The sequence below is a fragment of the Lacisediminihabitans sp. genome (assembly GCF_043726815.1).
Classification (GTDB): domain Bacteria; phylum Actinomycetota; class Actinomycetes; order Actinomycetales; family Microbacteriaceae; genus Lacisediminihabitans.
Genome location: NZ_JAYSJZ010000056.1, coordinates 23,228 through 40,296, shown reverse-complemented (window position 1 = coordinate 40,296; position 17,069 = coordinate 23,228). Strand labels below are relative to the sequence as shown.

Here is a 17,069-nt window from a genome sequence, read left to right as displayed (position 1 = left end):
GGCCCTAGACGAACGCGGCGCGACCGGTGATGGCGCGGCCCACGATGAGGGTGTTCATCTCGCGCGTGCCCTCGTAGGAGTAGATGGCCTCGGCATCCGCGAAGTAGCGGATCACGTCGTAGTCCAGAACGATGCCGTTGCCGCCGAAGAGTTCGCGGCACCAGGCCACGGTCTCGCGCATCCGGCTCGTCGTGAACTCCTTCGCCAGGGCGGAGTGCTCGTCGCCCTGCGTGCCTTCGTCGAGCATCTGGGAGACCCGGGTCACGAGCCCGATCGACGAGGTGATGTTGCCGAGGCTCTTGGCGAGCAGTTCCTGGATGAGCTGGTGGCTGCTGATGGGCTTGCCGAACTGGGTGCGCTCGCCGGCGTACTGCACCGCGGCCTCGTAGGCGCCGACGGAGTTGCCCACGGCCGCCCAGGCGACCTCGGCGCGGGTGAGGCGCAGCACGGCCGCGGTCTCTCGGAACGACCGGGAGCCCTGCAGGCGGTTGGCCTCGGGCACCACCACGTTGTCGAGGGTGATGTCGGCGTTCTGCACGATGCGCAGCGCCTGCTTGTTCTCGATGCGGGTGCCGACATAGCCGGGGGTGGATGTGGGAACGATGAATCCCTTCACCTGGCCGTCGTCGGCGTCCTTGGCCCACACGATCGTGACGTCGCTGATCGAGCCGTTGCCGATCCAGCGCTTGGCGCCGTTGATCACCCAGCTGTCACCGTCGCGCCGGGCGACGGTGCGCAGGCCCTGGGCGGCATCCGATCCGGAGAGCGGCTCGGTGAGGGCGAACGCCCCGAGCAGCTCGCCCGAGGCGAACCGCGGCAGCCACTCGGCACGCTGCTCCGGGGAGCCGGCGACGGCGATCGACCCCATAACGAGGCCGTTCTGCATGCCGACGAGGGTCGCGAGGCTCGCGTCGACGCGGGCAAGCTCGAGGGCCACCCAGCCGCGGAACACCGCCGAGTTCTCGAACTGGCGGGTCTCCTCCCACGGCATGCCGAACAGGCCGAGCTCGGCGAGCCTCGTCACGACGCTGCGCGGGAAGAACTCCGCCTTCGCCCACAGGTCGTTCACGATGGGACACACCTCGGCCTCGAGGTAGGCGCGCAGCTGCATGATCAGCTGCTTCTCGCGGTCGGTGAGGCCGTTCTCGAAGCCGTAGAAGTCGCTCGGCAGGGTCTGGAACGGGAGCGCCTCGTCGGGCAGCTGGCTGGTTTCGAGCAGAGACGTCATGAAGGCTCCATTGCGTTGTGGTGTGGGGGAGGCGAGGTGTCGTGGTGCGTGACCCGCCTTGAGGCTATTCGCCGTGGCTGGATGTTTTCCAAGCGGTTGGTACTTTTGTCTAACCGAGACTCGAAGGACACCGCGGATGTTTGTAGGCATCACCAATACGCCCCGACCGTACGCCTGGGGGTCGAGGACGGCGATCGCCGAGCTTCTCGGGCGCGAGCCGTCCGGCGAACCGGAGGCCGAACTGTGGCTGGGCGCGCATCCCGGCTCGCCGAGCGTGATCCTCGACCCGACCCAGACCGGTGGCGCGACGGATCTCGCGGCCTGGATCGCGGCCGACCCGCAGACCGCGCTCGGGCCGTTCGCGGCATCCGGGCGGCTGCCGTTCCTGCTCAAGATCCTGGCCGCGGCGTCCCCGCTGTCGCTGCAGGCGCATCCCACCCCGTCGCAGGCGGCCGCGGGCTTCGCGCGGGAGAACGCCCTCGGGGTGCCGCTCGACGCCCCGCACCGCAACTACAAGGACGCGCATCCGAAGCCCGAACTCATCTTCGCGCTCAGCCCCACCTTCGACGCGCTCTGCGGATTCCGCCCGCTGAACGAGGTGCGGGAGCTCGTCACCGGGCTCCTCGCCGCCGCGGACGCGCTCGAGGACCCGCAGCCGCAGCCGCTCGAAGACCTGCTGGACTCCCTCTCGACCGGCCTGCGCGAGACCTTCGAGTGGCTGATTACCCGGGGTCCGGGCGTGGCCACCCTGGTCGCCCTCGTCAGCACCCTCGCCGAGACCGTGCCCGAGCTCGCGGTGGCGCGCGCGCTCGCCGCCGAGTACCCGGGAGACCCCGGCATCGTGATCTCGCTGCTGCTCAACCACGTGACCCTCACGCCGGGGGAGGCGCTCTACCTGCCGGCCGGCAACATCCACGCGTACCTCGGCGGGCTCGGCGTGGAGCTGATGGCCGCCTCGGACAACGTTCTTCGCGGCGGGCTCACCCCCAAGCACATCGACGTGCCCGAGCTGCTCGGCGTGCTCGACTTCACCCCGGTGCCCGTGCCGTACCTCGCCGCCGAGAACCCGGCCCCCGGGGTCTCGGTGTTGCGGCCGAGCGTGCCGGACTTCGTGCTCTACCGGGTGGACGCGGATGCCACGGTCGCCATCACGGGCCCGGCGATCGTCGTCTGCACCTCGGGGGCGCTCACCATCACGGGAGCCTTCTCGTCGATCGACCTCGAGCGCGGCTCCGCGGCCTACGTGACGCCCGACGAGGGGTCGCTGCACGTCTCCGGAGGCGGAACGGTGTTCCTGGCCACCACGGGGTCGACGAAAGGGCGCGCCACCGCATGATTCTCGCTAACTCGGCTCACAGGGCGCGCGCCTGTCCACTCGAGAACCGGGAGTACAGGTCGGGCACCGAATTGGCGCCCGCTAGGCTGGCGGAAGACGGGCGCGCGTGCCTGCGAGGGGGAATTCTCGACGTGGACAGTGTGCGAGTGAACACGTGAGCGCATCGGCACGGACGGATGCGCCGCATGAGGTGCCTCCATCAGACGGTCCGGCGCCTCACGCCGAGCGCCGCTCTCGGCTGATCGTGGGCATCGCGATCGGGGTGCTCGTCGCCGTACTGGTGGCCGTGGCGTCGGGCGTCGGCCTGATCCGCGGGCCGATCGGGTTGGTGCTCCTGGTGGGTGCCTGGGTCTTCGTGCCGTCGGCCGCCACCCTCTCCCGACGCCTCGCGCTCAACGGGACGGTCGCGCTCGGCGTGGTCCCCGTGCTGTGGTGGGTCAAATGGCCGCTCGTCTTCGGGGTGGGCCACTCGGGACTGATCCTGGCCGCGCTCCTCGGGTTCATCGCGTTTCTCCTCGTTTCTTCGCGGAGGCGTCGACGCGGTCTGCTGCCGACGGTGTCCTGGGCCGACCTGATTCCCTTCGGCGGGGCGATCTTCAGCATCTGGTACTTCCTGCCGTTCGTGCGGGTGCACTCCGGCATCGGAAGCGTCGCGATGCTCATCAACGGGTGGGGAAACGACAACGTCGGGCACTTCGAGATGTTCGCGATGATCCGGCGCACCCTCGTCACCGGTCTGGGCTGGGGCGACCCGATCCCCGGATCCTCCTACGCCTACGCGAACTATCCCCAGCACTTCCACGTTCTCGCGGCGTTCGCCGCTGAGCTTCTGCACGGCCCGTCGCTGGGATCGGTGGACACGGAGATCGGCCTCTACGGGCTGGGTACCGGGGTAGTCCTGTCCGTGTCGATCGTGACACTGCTGGCCGCCATCGCGTCGAGCCGCCCCCTGCACAGGCACCCGGGCATCGCCATGATCGCTGGCGCCGGAGTGGTGTCATTCGCCCTCCTCGGCATGGGTTCCAACGCGATCTCCTACGGCTTCCCCGGTTTTCTGCTCGCCATCCTCGGCACGCTGATCGCCTGCGTGATCGGGCTCGGGGAGGTGAGAACCGGCCGCTCGACACTCCTCGCGCTAGCGGCGGCACTGGTTCTCGTCGCCCACACGTGGAGCCTGCTCGCCCCGTTGGCGTTCGTGCCATTCGTCTTCGGCCTGCTGCGCTACCCCTGGCTCGAGAACCGTCGAAACCCGCGTTCGCTCGTTGTGCCCGTAATCATCGTCGCGTTCGCCCTGATCGGGGTCGGGTATGCGGGCCTTCTGGTCTACCTGGCCACCTACACGGTCGGCTCGATGGCGTCGGTTCTCACCATCGGCGGAGGGTTCCCCCCGGTGTCGGTCGTATTGGCGGCCGTCATCGCCTTTGCCGCCATCGGAATCGCGGCGGGGTGGGCCTCGCGGTTGCCGTTCTCCCGGCTTCGCGGGGCGTCGCGTGCGCCGGACAGTCGCATGGACATGCACGTCGTCGCCCTCATCGCCGCGGTGATTCTGGTGGGGTCGTTCGAGGCGATCGGCCTCGTGGTGATCCAGCTTCGCCAGTCCCCCTCCCTCAGCTACTACCAGCTCAAGTTCATCTATGGGCTCACCATCGTGTTCGGGGTGCTCCTGCTCGTGCTCGTGGGGTCGTGGGTGGGGCGGGTGCGACAGTCGCGGAACGGGGCGTCAACCCGGTGGTTGGAAGGGCTGTCCGTCGGTGTCCTGGTCGTCGCGGTGCTCGGTTCGTCGTCGTATGTGGCGGCACCGCCCGGGGGACCCCTGGCCTTCACCCCGCCGGGAGTGCTCCTGCGCACGGCCCTGCAGGTGTCCGTCACCTCGTCGCCGGCGATGACGTCGCGCATCCTCCACGCGGCCACCATCATGCAGTCGCGGCCGTGCCCGCGACCCGTCTACGTCGCCCTCTTGCCGGACGATCTGCTGAGCGACCAGGCCAACCAGTGGGCGATGTCGTTCTCCGGCAACTGGACCCAGTCGGCCGCGCCGATCAACACGCTCCTCTTCGAGACGCAAAGTGCCACGCCAAAGGTCGACGTGACGAGGCTCGTCGACAAGCTCCTTTCGGCCGACGACACGCGGTGTGTGATCGTGGCGCCGCAGGTGAAGAAGAGGATCGACACTTCGGCGATCGAGCGATTCGGTAGCCGCATCATCACGCTGGGCGGCTGAACTCGCGGGTTGAGCACGCTCATCCCGGGCGCCCCCGGCCGTGCTCAGCCCGCGAGGCGCTCGCCGAAGGTGCGGCGGTAGGTGGTCGGCGTGGTCTGCAGCACCTTGACGAAGTGGTGGCGCATGACCGCGGCCGTGCCGAAGCCGGTCTCCGCGGCGATCGACTCGAGGCTCTGGTCGGTGGTCTCGAGCAGGTTCTGCGCACGGATGATGCGTTGCCTGTTGAGCCACGCCGCCGGGGTGGTCCCCATGTCGGCCCGGAAGCGGCGCGCGAAGGTGCGCGGGGACATCAGGGCCTTGCGGGCAAGCTGGTCGATGGTGAGGTCCTCGGCGAGGTTCTTCAGCATCCACTCCGCGACCTCGGCGAAGGAGTCTGCGCAGCGCTCGGTGATCGGAAAGTCGATGTACTGGGACTGACCGCCGTCCCGCTGAGGCGGCACCACCATGCGACGCGCGATCACGTTCGCCACCGAGGCGCCGAGCTCCTTGCGCACGATGTGCAGGGCGGCGTCGATGCCCGCGGCGGTGCCGGCGCTCGTCACCACCTTGCGGTCCTCCACGAAGAGCACGTCTGGATCGACCGACGTCGCGGGGAAGCCGGCCGCGAGCCGGTCGGCGTGCATCCAGTGGGTGGTGCTGCGGCGCCCGTCCAGGATGCCTGCCTGCGCGAGCGCGAATGCCCCGCTGCAGACGCTCAGCACCCACGCGCCGCGAGCCTCGGCGGCCCGGATCACGTCGAGGTACGCCTCGTCAATCGTGTCGAGAGAGTGGGCGGGCACCGCGATGAGGTCGGCATCGGCTGCCGCGGCCAGGTCGTGTTCGATGATCATGTCGAAACCGAGGCTGGTGCGCACCGGGCCCGGGGCGGCGGTCGCGATGGTGAAGTCGAACGCCGGACCGCCGCTGTCCAGGCGGTCGATGCCGAACACCTCGCAGACCACGCCGAACTCGAACGGGGCGACCCCGGGAAGTGCGAGCAGAACGACCTTCTTGAGCATGACCACACCTTTGGCTGGATTTGTACGATTGCTGGCAATGCTGCCACTCGTGGCAGATAGTCGCAAGTCCTAGATTTACTGCCATGATCACTTTCGCACTCATCATCACGGGCCTCGCCACCTGGGCGATCGCCGGATCCTTCGTCGCCATCCACCGCGACGGCTACCGTCGCCAGCCCACGCGTGCTCGGTGCTGAGCCCGCTGACCCGCGGCCCCGGCCGATCGGCGCCCCGTACTAGCCTGTAGAGCATGACTTGGCTTGTGACCGGCGGCGCCGGCTATATCGGTGCACACGTTGTTCGATCGCTGCTCGAGGCCGGCCTCCGGGCGGTGGTGCTCGACGACCTCTCCACCGGACACAAGAGCTTCGTGCCGCGGGGAGCCGCGTTCGTGCAGGCATCGATTCTGGATGGCGCCCGCATCGTCGACACGATCGACGAGCACGAGGTGACCGGGGTGATCCACGTCGCGGGGTTCAAATACGCGGGTGTCTCGGTGCAGCGTCCGCTGCACACCTATGAGCAGAACGTCACCGGGACCGCGATCCTGCTCGCCGCCATGAGCGACCGCAAGGTGGACCGCATCGTCTTCTCGTCGAGCGCGGCCGTCTACGGAACACCCGACGTCGACACCGTCACCGAGGACACCGCGAAGAACCCGCAGTCGCCGTACGGCGAGTCCAAGCTCATCGGCGAGTGGCTGCTGCGCGACCAGGCCGTGGCCGAGGGGCTGCGGCACACGTCGCTGAGGTACTTCAACGTGGTGGGCTCCGGGGACGAGAGCATCTCGGACACGAGTCCGCACAACCTCTTCCCGCTCGTGTTCGACGCCCTCGTGGCCGGCCGCACGCCGCGTATCAACGGCAACGACTATCCGACTCCCGACGGCACCAACGTGCGGGACTACATCCACGTGGCCGATCTCGCCGTCTCGCATGTCGCGGCGGCGCGACGCCTGGATGCCGGCGAGCCCCTCGAGCCCGCCTATAACCTCGGCAGCGGCGACGGCGTTTCGGTCGGTGAGATCATGGCGACGGTGGCACAGGTGACCGGCATCGATTTCACTCCGGAGATCGGCCCGCGCCGCCCGGGGGATCCCGCCAGGATCGTGGCCGCCGGGGATCTCGCCGCCCGCGATCTGGACTGGAAAATGCGGCATTCGCTCACCGAAATGGTGTCGAGCGCGTGGGCCGCACGGCAGGCTTACGGCCGCTAACAGGAGATTCCCGGGCGACCCGATATATCGTGCCCCCCATTTGAGGGCCGCGGCGCGTCGCGAACCCTAAACAGCGAATTGAGCCTTTACGATTTGCGACTTGACGGGAGCGAACTACACGGGTGTAATTACTTCTAACGTGATGCGCATGCCGAGCGCATTATCGAGGGGAGATATGTTATGGCGATCGACGAACAGCGCCGAGGTGTACCTGAGGACTGGTTCGTCGACCCCGTTCGACTGGGAGTTCAAGGCGTTCGTGGGAAACTCGACGACGAGAACCCGCTGTCCTGGCAGACGGATTCGCTCTGTGCGCAGACCGATCCGGAAGCCTTCTTCCCGGAAAAGGGCGGATCGACGCGCGACGCGAAGAAGATCTGCTCCTCCTGCGAGGTGAAGGCCCAGTGCCTGGAGTACGCGCTGCAGAACGATGAGCGCTTCGGAATCTGGGGCGGACTCTCCGAGCGCGAGCGGCGCAAGCTTCGCAAGCGCGCCTGACCATCCTCGCGGGCTGGGCGTGGAGTCGATGCGCCTCGGATGATTCGCCACGCCCCGTGCGTGTCGGCCACCCCATCCGCGCCCAAGCCGCTTAGTCTCGATTAGATGCAAGCGAGAGTCACAGCGATACTCGTTGTCCACTCGGGGGCGGCGTACCTCGAACGAACCATCGCCGGGATTGCTCGACAGACCCGCCTGCCCGACGACGTGATCGCTGTCGACGCCGGCTCGACGGACGACTCCGCCGAGCTCCTCGCCGAGTTCGGGCCCACCCAACTCGTCTCGGTCGGATCGAAGACAACGTTCGGCTCGGCCATCGCACGCGCCATTCACGTTGCCGCGCCCGCCGCGTTCGCTCCAGCCGGGCCCGGCGCGCCGCCCGCGGGCGCGACGGACGATGAGTGGCTCTGGCTGCTCGCCCACGACAACGCCCCCGAACCCAAGGCCCTCGCCCAGCTTCTCGCGGCGGTGGAGATCGCCCCCTCGGTCGCCATCGCCGGCCCCAAGCTCATGCGCTGGGAGCAGCCGGACGTGATCGCCGAGTTCGGCGAGACCATGACGCGGTTCGGCGCCTCGTTCGCCCTCGTGGAGGGGGAACTGGACCAGGCCCAGCACGACGTGCAGGACGACGTGCTCGGTGTAGCCGCCGGCGGAATGCTCGTTCGGCGCTCGCTGTGGACCGCGCTCGGCGGATTCGACCCCGGCCTGCCGAGCATCGACGCCGCCCTCGACTTCTCGGTGCGGGCGCGCCTCGCCGGCTACCGCGTGGTCGTCGTGCCGGGGGCAAGGGTCGCGAGCGCCGGCGGCCCCGAGACGTTCGTGCGCGCGTCGGTGTCCGAGATGCGCCGCGCCCGAATCGCCCGCACGGCCCAACTGCACCGCCGACTCGTCTACGCGCCGGCCGCCTCGCTCGTCTTCCACTGGCTGTCCCTCGTTCCGCTCGGCGTGCTGCGCGCGATCGGCCAGGTTCTCGCCAAGCGGCCAGGGCTCGTGGGCGGAGAGTTCGCCGCCGCCTTCGCCGTGGCGTTCGGGACCACGGGGATCGGCCGGGCCAGGCGCAACCTCGCGCGCAGCCGCACACTCGGCTGGGCGGCCATCGCCTCGCTGCGGATCCCCGGCCGCGCGGTGCGCGAGCGGCGCGCGCAGGCGAGGGAAGAAGCGGTCTCCTCCACCGCCGTGGTGGTGCAGGGGGCCCCGCGTGCCGGGTTCGTCGCGCACGGCGGCCTCTGGGTCGTGGTGCTTGCCGCCGTCGTCGGAATCGTGTTCAGCGGTCCGGTGCTCGGCGCCTCCTCCCTCGTCGGCGGCACGCTGCTTCCCCTGAGCGACACCGTCGGCCAGCTCTGGTCGCACGTGGGCTACGGCTGGCGCGAGATCGGGGTTGGCTTCGTCGGCGCCTCCGACCCGTTCGCCTACGTGCTCGCCGTGCTCGGGTCGATCACGTTCTGGCAGCCGTCCCTCGGCATCCTCGGCGTCTACCTGCTCGCGCTTCCCCTCGCCGCGCTCGGCGCCTGGTTGCTCGCCCGTCGGCTCACCACACGGGTGTGGCTGCCGGCCCTCGCCGCCGCGCTCTACGCCCTCGCGCCTCCGCTGCTCGGGTCGCTGGCGGCCGGGCACCTCGGCGCGTCCATCGTGCATCTCGTTCTTCCCTGGCTCGTGCTCGCCGGCCTCTCCGCGCCGAGATCGTGGTCCGCGTCGGCCGGCTCGGCGCTCCTGCTCGCGGTGGCGGCGGCATCCGCCCCGTCCGTTGCGCCCGCGCTGCTGGTCTGCTGGCTCGCGCTGCTGCTCTCCCGCCCGAAGAGCCTGCACCGGCTGATCTGGATTCCGCTGCCGGCGGCGGCCCTGTTCCTCCCGCTGGTCGTGCAGCAGCTCGCCCGCGGCAACCCGATGGCCCTGCTCGCGGACCCGGGCGTCCCGACCGGCGGCGCGGAGACATCCGGACTGCGCCTCGCGCTCCTCTCGCCGGGCGCCGGCCTGCACGGCTGGAGTTCGGTTCTCCACTCGCTCTCCCTGCCCGGCACCGCCCCGGTCGTGCTGGTGGCGGTGCTGCTCGCACCGATCGGCGCTCTCGCGCTTCTCGCCCTGTTCGTGCCGGGGGCCCGGCGGGCCGCCCCGTCGATGATCCTGGCGCTGCTCGGTTTCGCCACCGCGGTGATCGGATCGCACATCTCGGTGGCCACGGCCGGCGGCGCTGCGGTCGTCATCTGGCCGGGAGCCGCGCTCAGCCTCTACTGGCTCGGACTCATCGGGAGCGTCGTCACCGGCCTCGACTCCCTCGGCCGGGTCTCGGTGCCGCTCGGGGTGCTCGCCGGGGTGGCCTCGACCCTGCTCGTCGTGCCTCTGCTGGGTTCGCTCTATGCGGCCACGGCCACCGTGCATCCTGGCTCCCGAATCCTGCCGGCGGTGGTCACCGCCCAGGCCAACGGGCGGCCGGATGTCGGCACCCTCGTGCTCACCCCCCTCGCCGGAGGCGCCCTGGCCGCGGTCGTCGAGCGCGGCTCCGGCACCACTCTCGACGACCAGTCCACGCTCGCCGCCACCTCGACGAGGCTGGCCGCGGACCAGAAGCGCGTCGCGACGCTCTCGGGCAATCTCGCGTCGCGAAGCGGCTTCGACGCCGCATCGAGCCTGGGCGAACTGTCGATCGGCTTCGTGCTGCTCGCCCGGCCCGAGGACAACCAGCAGGCCGTGCACCGGCGCACCGCCGAGGCGCTCGACGGCAACTCGCTCTTCGCTTCCGTCGGCAATACGGCTAACGGACTGCTCTGGCGCTATGCGCTGCCGGACGGCGCGGTTCCGCAGCGGCCGGGCAACACCAGCACCCAGCTCGGCGTGGGGATACTCGTGGGCCAGGGCATCGTCTTCGGCCTCACCCTGCTTCTCGGGATTCCGACGGTGCGCCGCCGACGCCGCCAGAACGTGAGCGGGTCGGTGCTGGGCGAGCCGGCCGGGACCTTCGATGAGGAGGATCATGACTGACGACCTGGAACCGGAACCCGAACTCGAGGTCGCCCCCGATCCGGTGCCGGAAGCCCTGCCGGCCGCGAAGACGCCGGGCCGGGCGCGTGGCGTGGTGCTCGTCGGTGCGCGAATCGTCGCGGGGACCGTCGGCGTGGGAGTCGCGGCGCTGGCGCTGGCCGCCGCCGCCCTGCTTCCGATCCCGAGGCACGCCGTGAGCCCGCCGTCGGTTCTCGTCACCCCCGTGGCCACGGCCCAGGAGCGGGTCTGCGCCGGACCGCTGCTGCGGCTCGGCGACGAGTCGGGGGCCGGCGCCGCCACGGCCAGCTCCGTGGGCAGGCCCACCGTGCGCTTCGCCCAGTCGGCGGGAAGGGCCGAGGCCGCACCGCTCAGCGCCACGGAGAACACGACGGGGGTCGCCCCGCAACTGCTCACCCTGCCGGCCGGCTCGTCCACGGCCGCGCGGCCGCTCCTCGCGGGAGCACAGTCCCAGGCCGTGAGTTCCGAGGATCTCGTGGGCTTCGCGGCGGCCGAGTGCACCGAGGCCACGAGCGACAGCTGGCTCGTCGGCGGCGCGACCGATACCGGCCGCACCACCCTGCTCACCCTCAGCAACCCGAGCGCGGTGCCCGCCACGGTCACCCTCACCATCTACTCGGAGAACGGGGTCGTCAGCGCCGCGGGCACCGATGGAATCGGTGTCCCCGCCAGCAGCCAGCGGGTGTTCTCCCTCGCCGGCTTCGCTCCCAACACCGTGTCTCCCGTCGTGCGCGTGCAGAGCCGCGGCGGACAGGTGGTCGCCAACCTGCAGCAGTCGACGGTGCGCACCCTGGAACCGGGCGGCGTCGACGTCGTGGGTGCGGCATCCGGCCCCACCACCACTTCGGTGATCCCCGGCATGGTCGTGGCCAACTCGGATGCGGTGGTCGCGCGCCAGGGCGAGCCGGGCTTCGCCGACCTCGGGTCGGTGATCCGACTGTTCGTCCCGGGGGACAAGGCCGCAAAGGCACGCGTCAGCGTGGTGCCGGAGAACGGCACAGCGGAGATCAAGGCGGTGGCGGTGGATGTGCCGGCCGGGATGGTCACCGACGTGCCCCTCGACACCCTCGACGACGGCAGCTACACCGTCTCGGTCAGCTCCGACATCCCCCTCGTCGCTGGCGCCCGGGTGTCCACGGTCGATTCCACCGGCCAGAGCGATTTCGCCTGGCTCGCGGCCGCCGAACCGCTCGACGGCAACGCGCTGGTGGAGGTGGCCCCCGGGCCGTCACCCCAGCTGCACCTGGCCAATTCTTCTCGCGCGTCGGCGACCGTGAAGATCGCCACCAAGGGTCAGCCGGATGCGAAGGTGACCGTGCCGGCCGGCCAGACCGTGACCTACCCGGTCGTGGCCTCGTCCGCCTACACGGTGAGCGGCTTCTCGACCCTGTCGCTCGCGGTCACCTACAGCGGAGACGCGCAACTCGGCGCGTACACGGTGAGCGGCTCGGCGCCCGCCTCGCGCCCGATCCGCATCTTCCCGTAGTCGGCGCGCCGCTACAGGTGCCGGAAGCGCTCGGGGGCCAGATCCCAGGGGTCCTTGCCGAGCAGCTCCGCCACCGCGCGGAACACGCAGCTCTCGATGAGCATCCGGCGATGCAGATCGTCATGGTGGTGCAGGTGCGCGAGGCGCTCGATCGGCAGGCGGTAGAGGATCACGCGGCGCTCGGCGGCGATCACGTGCCACCGGTCGATGCCCCCGCTGTCGCCGACCGCGCTCGGCAGGCCGGCCACCTCGAAGCTCACACTCGCGAGCTCGTCCGGCCAGATGTCCTTGAGGTATTCGGCGGTCGACGCGACGGTCATGTCGAAGAGGTCGGCGCGCGAGTGCAGCAGCGGCAGCTGTGGCCCGGTGACGGCCGAACGCATGCCCCGGCCGTGGCGATCCCGCCAGCCCGGTCTCGCCGAGGCACCTGCACTTCTGGGGCGAGCCATCCCTCGATTCTATCCGCCGCAGCGGGCCCCCCGACGTGCGCGGCGAGGCTCGCGCCGACACGGCCGGCGCGTGGCTAGAGTGGAGCCAAATGGATGGCAGACCCTGTAGCAAAGTCGCGTGCACCAACGACGCCGTCTCCACTCTCACCTATGTCTACGCCGACTCGATGGCGGTGCTCGGTCCGCTCAGTCGCCAGGCCGAACCGCACAGCTACGACCTCTGCCCGAGACACGCCGAGCGGCTGTCCGTGCCCCAGGGCTGGCAGGTCGTGCGGCACGTCTCCCTCGGTCGCACGGGGCAATCCGCCCTGTAGCGTTGTCGGCATGAACTCTGCCAGCTCTTCGGGCGCAATCGACCTCGCACCATTCATCAAGGCCTACGACGTGCGGGGCCTCGTCGGCTCCCAGTTGACGGAAGAGGTGGTGCAGGCGCTCGGTGCCGCATTCGTCGACGAGGTGGAGGCGGCGGGAACGGATGTCGTGGTCGGCCACGACATGCGCGATTCGTCGCCGGAGTTCGCCGCCGCCTTCGCCCGTGGGGCGCAGGACCGCGGGGCGAACGTGCTCTCGATCGGCCTCTGCTCGACCGACGAGTCCTACTTCGCCTCCGGCCACTTCGACGCCCCGGCCGCGATGTTCACCGCGAGCCACAACCCGGCAACCTACAACGGCATCAAGTTCTCCCGGGCGGGTGCCAGGGGCATCAGCTTCGACACGGGCCTCCGTTCGATCCGCGACCGCGCGCAGGAGTACCTGTCCACCGGCGTCGGCGAGGTCGCCGAGACCGGCACCTTCCGCACCGTGGACGTGCTGGCCGACTACGCCGGGTACCTGCGGTCCCTCGTCGACCTGTCCGGCATCCGTCCGATCCGCATCGTGGTCGACGCGGGCAATGGCATGGGAGGGCTCACCGTGCCCGCCGTGCTCGGCGAGGCCGCCGGGCTCGCGAAACTGCCGATCGAGATCATCCCGCTCTACTTCGAACTCGACGGCTCCTTTCCCAACCACGAGGCGAACCCGCTCGAGCCGGCGAACATCGTCGACCTGCAGAAGGCCGTCGTCGAGCACGGCGCCGACCTCGGGCTGGCCTTCGACGGGGACGCCGACCGCTGCTTCGTCGTGGACGAGAAGGGCAACGCGGTCACGCCGTCCGCCGTGGCCGCCATCGTCGCGCTGCGCGAGATCACCCGCGTGCGCGCCCTGCAGCCCGACGGCGACATCTTCGTGATCCACAACCTCATCACCTCGCGGATCGTCGAGGAGACCATCGAGGCGGCCGGCGCGATCCCGGTGCGCACGAGGGTCGGCCACTCGCTGATCAAGGACGAGATGGCCAAGACCGGCGCGATCTTCGGCGGGGAGCACTCCGCGCACTACTACTTCCGCGACTTCTGGGGAGCGGACAACGGCATGCTCGCCGCGATGCACATCCTCGCCGAGTTCGGATCGCACGACAGGCCGCTCTCCGCGCTGTCGAAGCAGTACACGCCGTACTCCGCGAGCGGCGAGGTCAACTCCACCGTCACGGACGTGCCGTCGGCCTACAGCCGCATCGTGGACGCGTACAACGGCATCGCCGAGTTCGACGAGCTCGACGGCCTCACCGTGACGGGGATCGTGCCCTCCGATGAGCCGTTCTGGTGGTTTAACGTGCGTCCGTCCAACACCGAGCCGCTGCTGCGACTCAACGTGGAGGCGGCGACCCCCGAGGAGATGGCCCGGGTGCGGGATGCCGTGCTCGCGCTCATCCGCGAGTAGCTGGCGCGGGTCCCTGCCGCACACACAGGCCGGGGAGCGCCCGATCGCGTAATCTGGGAACATGTCGCTCACATCCACCAGCATTGCCGCGCCCTTCAAGGTCCGTGACCTCTCCCTCGCCGAAGCCGGCCGACACCAGTTCAGGCTCGCCGAGAACGAGATGCCGGGCCTGATGGCCCTGCGCGAGGAGTTCGGCGAGTCGAAGCCGCTGGCCGGCGCCCGCATCGCCGGCTCGCTGCACATGACCGTGCAGACCGGGGTGCTCATCGAGACCCTCGTCGCGCTCGGCGCGCAGGTGCGCTGGGCGAGCTGCAACATCTTCTCCACCCAGGACGAGGCGGCGGCCGCCGTCGCCGTCGGTCCGACCGGCACGGCGGAGTCGTCGGCCGGCGTTCCCGTGTTCGCCTGGAAGGGCGAGACGCTCGAGGAGTACTGGTGGTGCACCAGCCAGATCTTCGACTGGAGCAGTGAAGGCTTCGACGGCCCGAACATGATCCTCGACGACGGCGGGGACGCTACGATCCTCGTTCACAAGGGTCGCGAGTTCGAGGCAGCGCGCGCGGTGCCGGATGCCGCGGACGACGACAGCCACGAGTGGCGCGTGATCCTCGACACCCTTCGTGCCTCGCTCGCCGCCTCCCCGGACCGCTGGACCCGCATCGCCGCCGAGATCAAGGGCGTCACCGAGGAGACCACGACCGGAGTTCACCGCCTCTACGAGCTGGCCAAGGCCGGCGAGCTGCAGTTCGCGGCGATCAACGTGAACGACTCGGTCACCAAGAGCAAGTTCGACAACAAGTACGGCATCCGCCACTCCCTGCCCGACGGCCTCAACCGCGCCACCGACGTGCTGATCGGCGGCAAGGTTGTGTTCGTGGCCGGCTACGGGGATGTCGGCAAGGGCGCGGCGGAGGCCCTCAAGGGTCAGGGCGCCCGCGTGATCGTGAGCGAGATCGACCCGATCAACGCGCTCCAGGCGGCGATGGACGGATTCCAGGTGACCACGATCGAGGACGTCGTCGGCGACGTCGACATCTTCGTCACGGGCACCGGCAACGAGAACGTGCTCACCGTGGACCACATGCTGGGCATGAAGCACCTCGCGATCGTCGCCAACGTCGGCCACTTCGACAACGAGATCGACATCGCCGGGCTCGAGAAGCTCGCCGGTGCCGAGAAGATCGAGATCAAGCCGCAGGTGCACGAGTGGCGCCTGCCCACCGGGCGCAGCATCCTGGTGCTCTCCGAGGGCCGCCTGATGAACCTCGGAAACGCGACCGGGCATCCGTCCTTCGTCATGAGCAACTCGTTCACGAACCAGGTTCTCGCCCAGATCGAGCTCTACGCGCACGGCGAGAACTACGAGAAGAAGGTCTACGTGCTGCCGAAGTACCTCGACGAGAAGGTCGCCCGACTTCACCTCGACGCGCTCGGCGTGAAGCTCACCGTGCTGTCCGAGCGGCAGGCCGCCTACATCGGCGTGCCGGTCGACGGCCCGTACAAGGTCGACCACTACCGCTACTGACCGGCGCGCGCCTGACCGGCGCTGACCGGTGCCGCCGCGCTCGGATGCTGCGCACGGGGCCGGTCGGAGCCGGTCCGGGTAGCTGGGGGCGCCGAGACTGGGGCGCGCCGCGACGTCGGCTGCCGACGGTCCGAACCTAGACTGAGCGAAGTTCCGCAATCGGTGTGGGACGCGGGGGTAGTCATGGCTGACGGCGTTGCGATCGCGTCTGACATCATCCCGTTCTCACGTCCGTATCGCAGCGAAGACGAGCTCGCCAACGTGGCGGAGGTGCTCGCCTCAGACCACTCGCACGGTGACGGGCCATTCACGCGTCGCGCCAGCGAGAAGATCGCCGGTCTCACCGGGGCCGGACACGTGCTGCTCACCCCCTCGGCGACGCACTCCCTCGAGATGGCGAGCTCGCTGCTCGGAATCGGGCTGGGCGACGAGGTGATCCTCCCGAGCTTCACCTTCCCGTCGGCGGCGGATGCCGTGGCGCGCACCGGAGCCACCTGCGTCTTCGTGGACATCGATCCGGCCACCGGCAACGTCGACGCGAACCAGGTGAGCGAGGCGGTGGGTGCCAGGACCCGGGCGATCTCGGTGATGCACTACGGCGGGGTGCCCGTCGAGATCGAGTCGATCGTGTCCATCGCCCGCGAACACGGGCTGCCGATCATCGAGGACAACGCTCACGGACTGGGAGTGCGGGCGGGCGGGCACACGCTCGGCGGCGTCGGCGTCCTTGCCGCGCAGAGTTTCCACGACACCAAGAACGTGCACTGCGGCGAGGGCGGCGCGTTGATCATCAACGATCCGGCGCTCGTCGAACGGGCCGAGATCATGCGGGAGAAGGGCACCAACCGATCCCAATACCTGCGCGGCCAGATCGACAAGTACCGCTGGGTCGATTGGGGTTCGAGCTACCTGATGAGCGAGATCAGCGCCGCGGTGCTCGATGCCCAACTGAGCGAGTTCGGCGAGATCCAGCGCCAACGCCTCAGCGTCTGGGACCGTTACTCCCTCGAACTCGGCGAGTGGGCGGATGCGCTGGGGGCCAGACTGATGAGCCCCCCGCTCGGCATCCACGCCGCACACCTCTTCTTCCTGGTCATGCCGACCTGGGCATCCCAGACCGACCTCATCGCGCACTTGCGGCTCGCCGGGGTGATCGCCAGCTTCCACTACGTGCCGCTCGACTCGAGTCCGGCGGGCCTGCGCTACGGTCGCACGCTCCGTTCGCTGGACTCCAGCGAGGACTTCTCCCGGCGAATCGTGCGTCTTCCGCTCTGGCCAGGGATGTCGGATGACCAGGTGAGTCGGGTCATCGACGCGGTGCGGGCCTTCCGACTTCTGTAAGGTCGATCTGTGAGTTACA

Annotated in this window: 13 protein-coding genes; 10 read left to right on the top strand and 3 right to left on the bottom strand. The window is 69.6% G+C overall.

From position 1 onward, the window contains the following. Positions 1 to 4 precede the first annotated feature (4 nt). On the bottom strand, positions 5 to 1,228 hold the full coding sequence (locus tag ACHZD8_RS07305; RefSeq protein ID WP_394769536.1) for an acyl-CoA dehydrogenase family protein: 1,224 nt from the start codon (positions 1,226 to 1,228) through the stop codon (positions 5 to 7). 136 nt (positions 1,229 to 1,364) lie between these two features. On the opposite strand from ACHZD8_RS07305, the gene manA reads away from it, so the two are divergent. Further along, positions 1,365 to 2,564 (top strand): mannose-6-phosphate isomerase, class I, encoded by a 1,200-nt coding sequence (gene manA / locus ACHZD8_RS07300; RefSeq protein WP_394769535.1) that lies wholly within the window; start codon positions 1,365 to 1,367, stop codon positions 2,562 to 2,564. A 154-nt stretch (positions 2,565 to 2,718) separates the two neighbouring features. Beyond that, positions 2,719 to 4,785, top strand: coding sequence for a hypothetical protein (locus ACHZD8_RS07295; protein WP_394769533.1), 2,067 nt, complete (start codon positions 2,719 to 2,721; stop codon positions 4,783 to 4,785). Between the two features lie 44 nt (positions 4,786 to 4,829). Here ACHZD8_RS07295 and ACHZD8_RS07290 read toward each other — a convergent pair whose 3' ends face one another. Continuing rightward, the gene (locus ACHZD8_RS07290) at positions 4,830 to 5,783 is read right to left on the bottom strand and encodes a GlxA family transcriptional regulator (RefSeq protein WP_394769532.1); all 954 of its coding nucleotides are present in this window, start codon (positions 5,781 to 5,783) and stop codon (positions 4,830 to 4,832) included. 250 nt (positions 5,784 to 6,033) lie between these two features. Here ACHZD8_RS07290 and galE point away from each other — a divergent pair, with 250 nt between their 5' ends. The 4 genes from galE (at position 6,034) to ACHZD8_RS07270 (ending at position 11,977) form a co-directional block, all read left to right on the top strand. Beyond that, a complete protein-coding gene (gene galE / locus ACHZD8_RS07285) occupies positions 6,034 to 6,999 on the top strand; it encodes a UDP-glucose 4-epimerase GalE (protein ID WP_394769531.1) in 966 nt (321 codons plus the stop codon). A 180-nt stretch (positions 7,000 to 7,179) separates the two neighbouring features. After that, entirely contained in the window at positions 7,180 to 7,497 is a 318-nt protein-coding gene (locus tag ACHZD8_RS07280; RefSeq protein WP_394769530.1) for a WhiB family transcriptional regulator, read from the top strand. A 105-nt stretch (positions 7,498 to 7,602) separates the two neighbouring features. Next, positions 7,603 to 10,473 carry a glycosyltransferase family 2 protein gene (locus ACHZD8_RS07275; protein ID WP_394769529.1) on the top strand — a complete coding sequence of 957 codons (2,871 nt, stop codon included), beginning with the start codon at positions 7,603 to 7,605 and terminating at the stop codon, positions 10,471 to 10,473. Beyond that, positions 10,466 to 11,977: a DUF5719 family protein gene (locus ACHZD8_RS07270; protein WP_394769528.1), complete on the top strand. Its 1,512-nt coding sequence runs from the start codon at positions 10,466 to 10,468 to the stop codon at positions 11,975 to 11,977. Before ACHZD8_RS07275 ends, ACHZD8_RS07270 begins: the two co-directional genes overlap by 8 nt. 11 nt (positions 11,978 to 11,988) lie before the next feature. On the opposite strand, the gene ACHZD8_RS07265 is transcribed toward ACHZD8_RS07270, so the two are convergent. Beyond that, positions 11,989 to 12,426 carry a metallopeptidase family protein gene (locus ACHZD8_RS07265; protein ID WP_394769527.1) on the bottom strand — a complete coding sequence of 146 codons (438 nt, stop codon included), beginning with the start codon at positions 12,424 to 12,426 and terminating at the stop codon, positions 11,989 to 11,991. An 89-nt stretch (positions 12,427 to 12,515) separates the two neighbouring features. Between ACHZD8_RS07265 and ACHZD8_RS07260 the strand changes: the two genes are divergently transcribed. The 4 genes from ACHZD8_RS07260 to rffA all read left to right on the top strand — a co-directional run bounded on the left by ACHZD8_RS07260 (position 12,516) and on the right by rffA (position 17,050). After that, positions 12,516 to 12,740 (top strand): DUF3499 family protein, encoded by a 225-nt coding sequence (locus ACHZD8_RS07260; RefSeq protein ID WP_394769526.1) that lies wholly within the window; start codon positions 12,516 to 12,518, stop codon positions 12,738 to 12,740. 10 nt (positions 12,741 to 12,750) lie between these two features. Then, entirely contained in the window at positions 12,751 to 14,184 is a 1,434-nt protein-coding gene (locus tag ACHZD8_RS07255) for a phosphomannomutase/phosphoglucomutase (protein ID WP_394769525.1), read from the top strand. Between the two features lie 61 nt (positions 14,185 to 14,245). Beyond that, a complete protein-coding gene (ahcY, locus tag ACHZD8_RS07250) occupies positions 14,246 to 15,709 on the top strand; it encodes an adenosylhomocysteinase (RefSeq protein ID WP_394769524.1) in 1,464 nt (487 codons plus the stop codon). A gap of 183 nt (positions 15,710 to 15,892) precedes the next feature. Continuing rightward, positions 15,893 to 17,050: a dTDP-4-amino-4,6-dideoxygalactose transaminase gene (gene rffA, locus ACHZD8_RS07245; RefSeq protein ID WP_394769523.1), complete on the top strand. Its 1,158-nt coding sequence runs from the start codon at positions 15,893 to 15,895 to the stop codon at positions 17,048 to 17,050. The last annotated feature ends 19 nt before the right edge of the window (positions 17,051 to 17,069 follow it).

Excerpts from the sequence above, each read along its gene's own strand:
- ACHZD8_RS07305 (WP_394769536.1), bottom strand. The coding sequence starts at position 1,228 with ATGACGTCTCTGCTCGAAACCAGCCAGCTGCCCGACGAGGCGCTCCCG.
- manA (WP_394769535.1), top strand. The coding sequence starts at position 1,365 with ATGTTTGTAGGCATCACCAATACGCCCCGACCGTACGCCTGGGGGTCG.
- ACHZD8_RS07290 (WP_394769532.1), bottom strand. The coding sequence starts at position 5,783 with ATGCTCAAGAAGGTCGTTCTGCTCGCACTTCCCGGGGTCGCCCCGTTC.
- galE (WP_394769531.1), top strand. The coding sequence starts at position 6,034 with ATGACTTGGCTTGTGACCGGCGGCGCCGGCTATATCGGTGCACACGTT.
- ACHZD8_RS07280 (WP_394769530.1), top strand. The coding sequence starts at position 7,180 with ATGGCGATCGACGAACAGCGCCGAGGTGTACCTGAGGACTGGTTCGTC.
- ACHZD8_RS07275 (WP_394769529.1), top strand. The coding sequence starts at position 7,603 with ATGCAAGCGAGAGTCACAGCGATACTCGTTGTCCACTCGGGGGCGGCG.
- ACHZD8_RS07270 (WP_394769528.1), top strand. The coding sequence starts at position 10,466 with ATGACTGACGACCTGGAACCGGAACCCGAACTCGAGGTCGCCCCCGAT.
- ACHZD8_RS07265 (WP_394769527.1), bottom strand. The coding sequence starts at position 12,426 with ATGGCTCGCCCCAGAAGTGCAGGTGCCTCGGCGAGACCGGGCTGGCGG.
- ACHZD8_RS07260 (WP_394769526.1), top strand. The coding sequence starts at position 12,516 with ATGGATGGCAGACCCTGTAGCAAAGTCGCGTGCACCAACGACGCCGTC.
- ACHZD8_RS07255 (WP_394769525.1), top strand. The coding sequence starts at position 12,751 with ATGAACTCTGCCAGCTCTTCGGGCGCAATCGACCTCGCACCATTCATC.
- ahcY (WP_394769524.1), top strand. The coding sequence starts at position 14,246 with ATGTCGCTCACATCCACCAGCATTGCCGCGCCCTTCAAGGTCCGTGAC.
- rffA (WP_394769523.1), top strand. The coding sequence starts at position 15,893 with ATGGCTGACGGCGTTGCGATCGCGTCTGACATCATCCCGTTCTCACGT.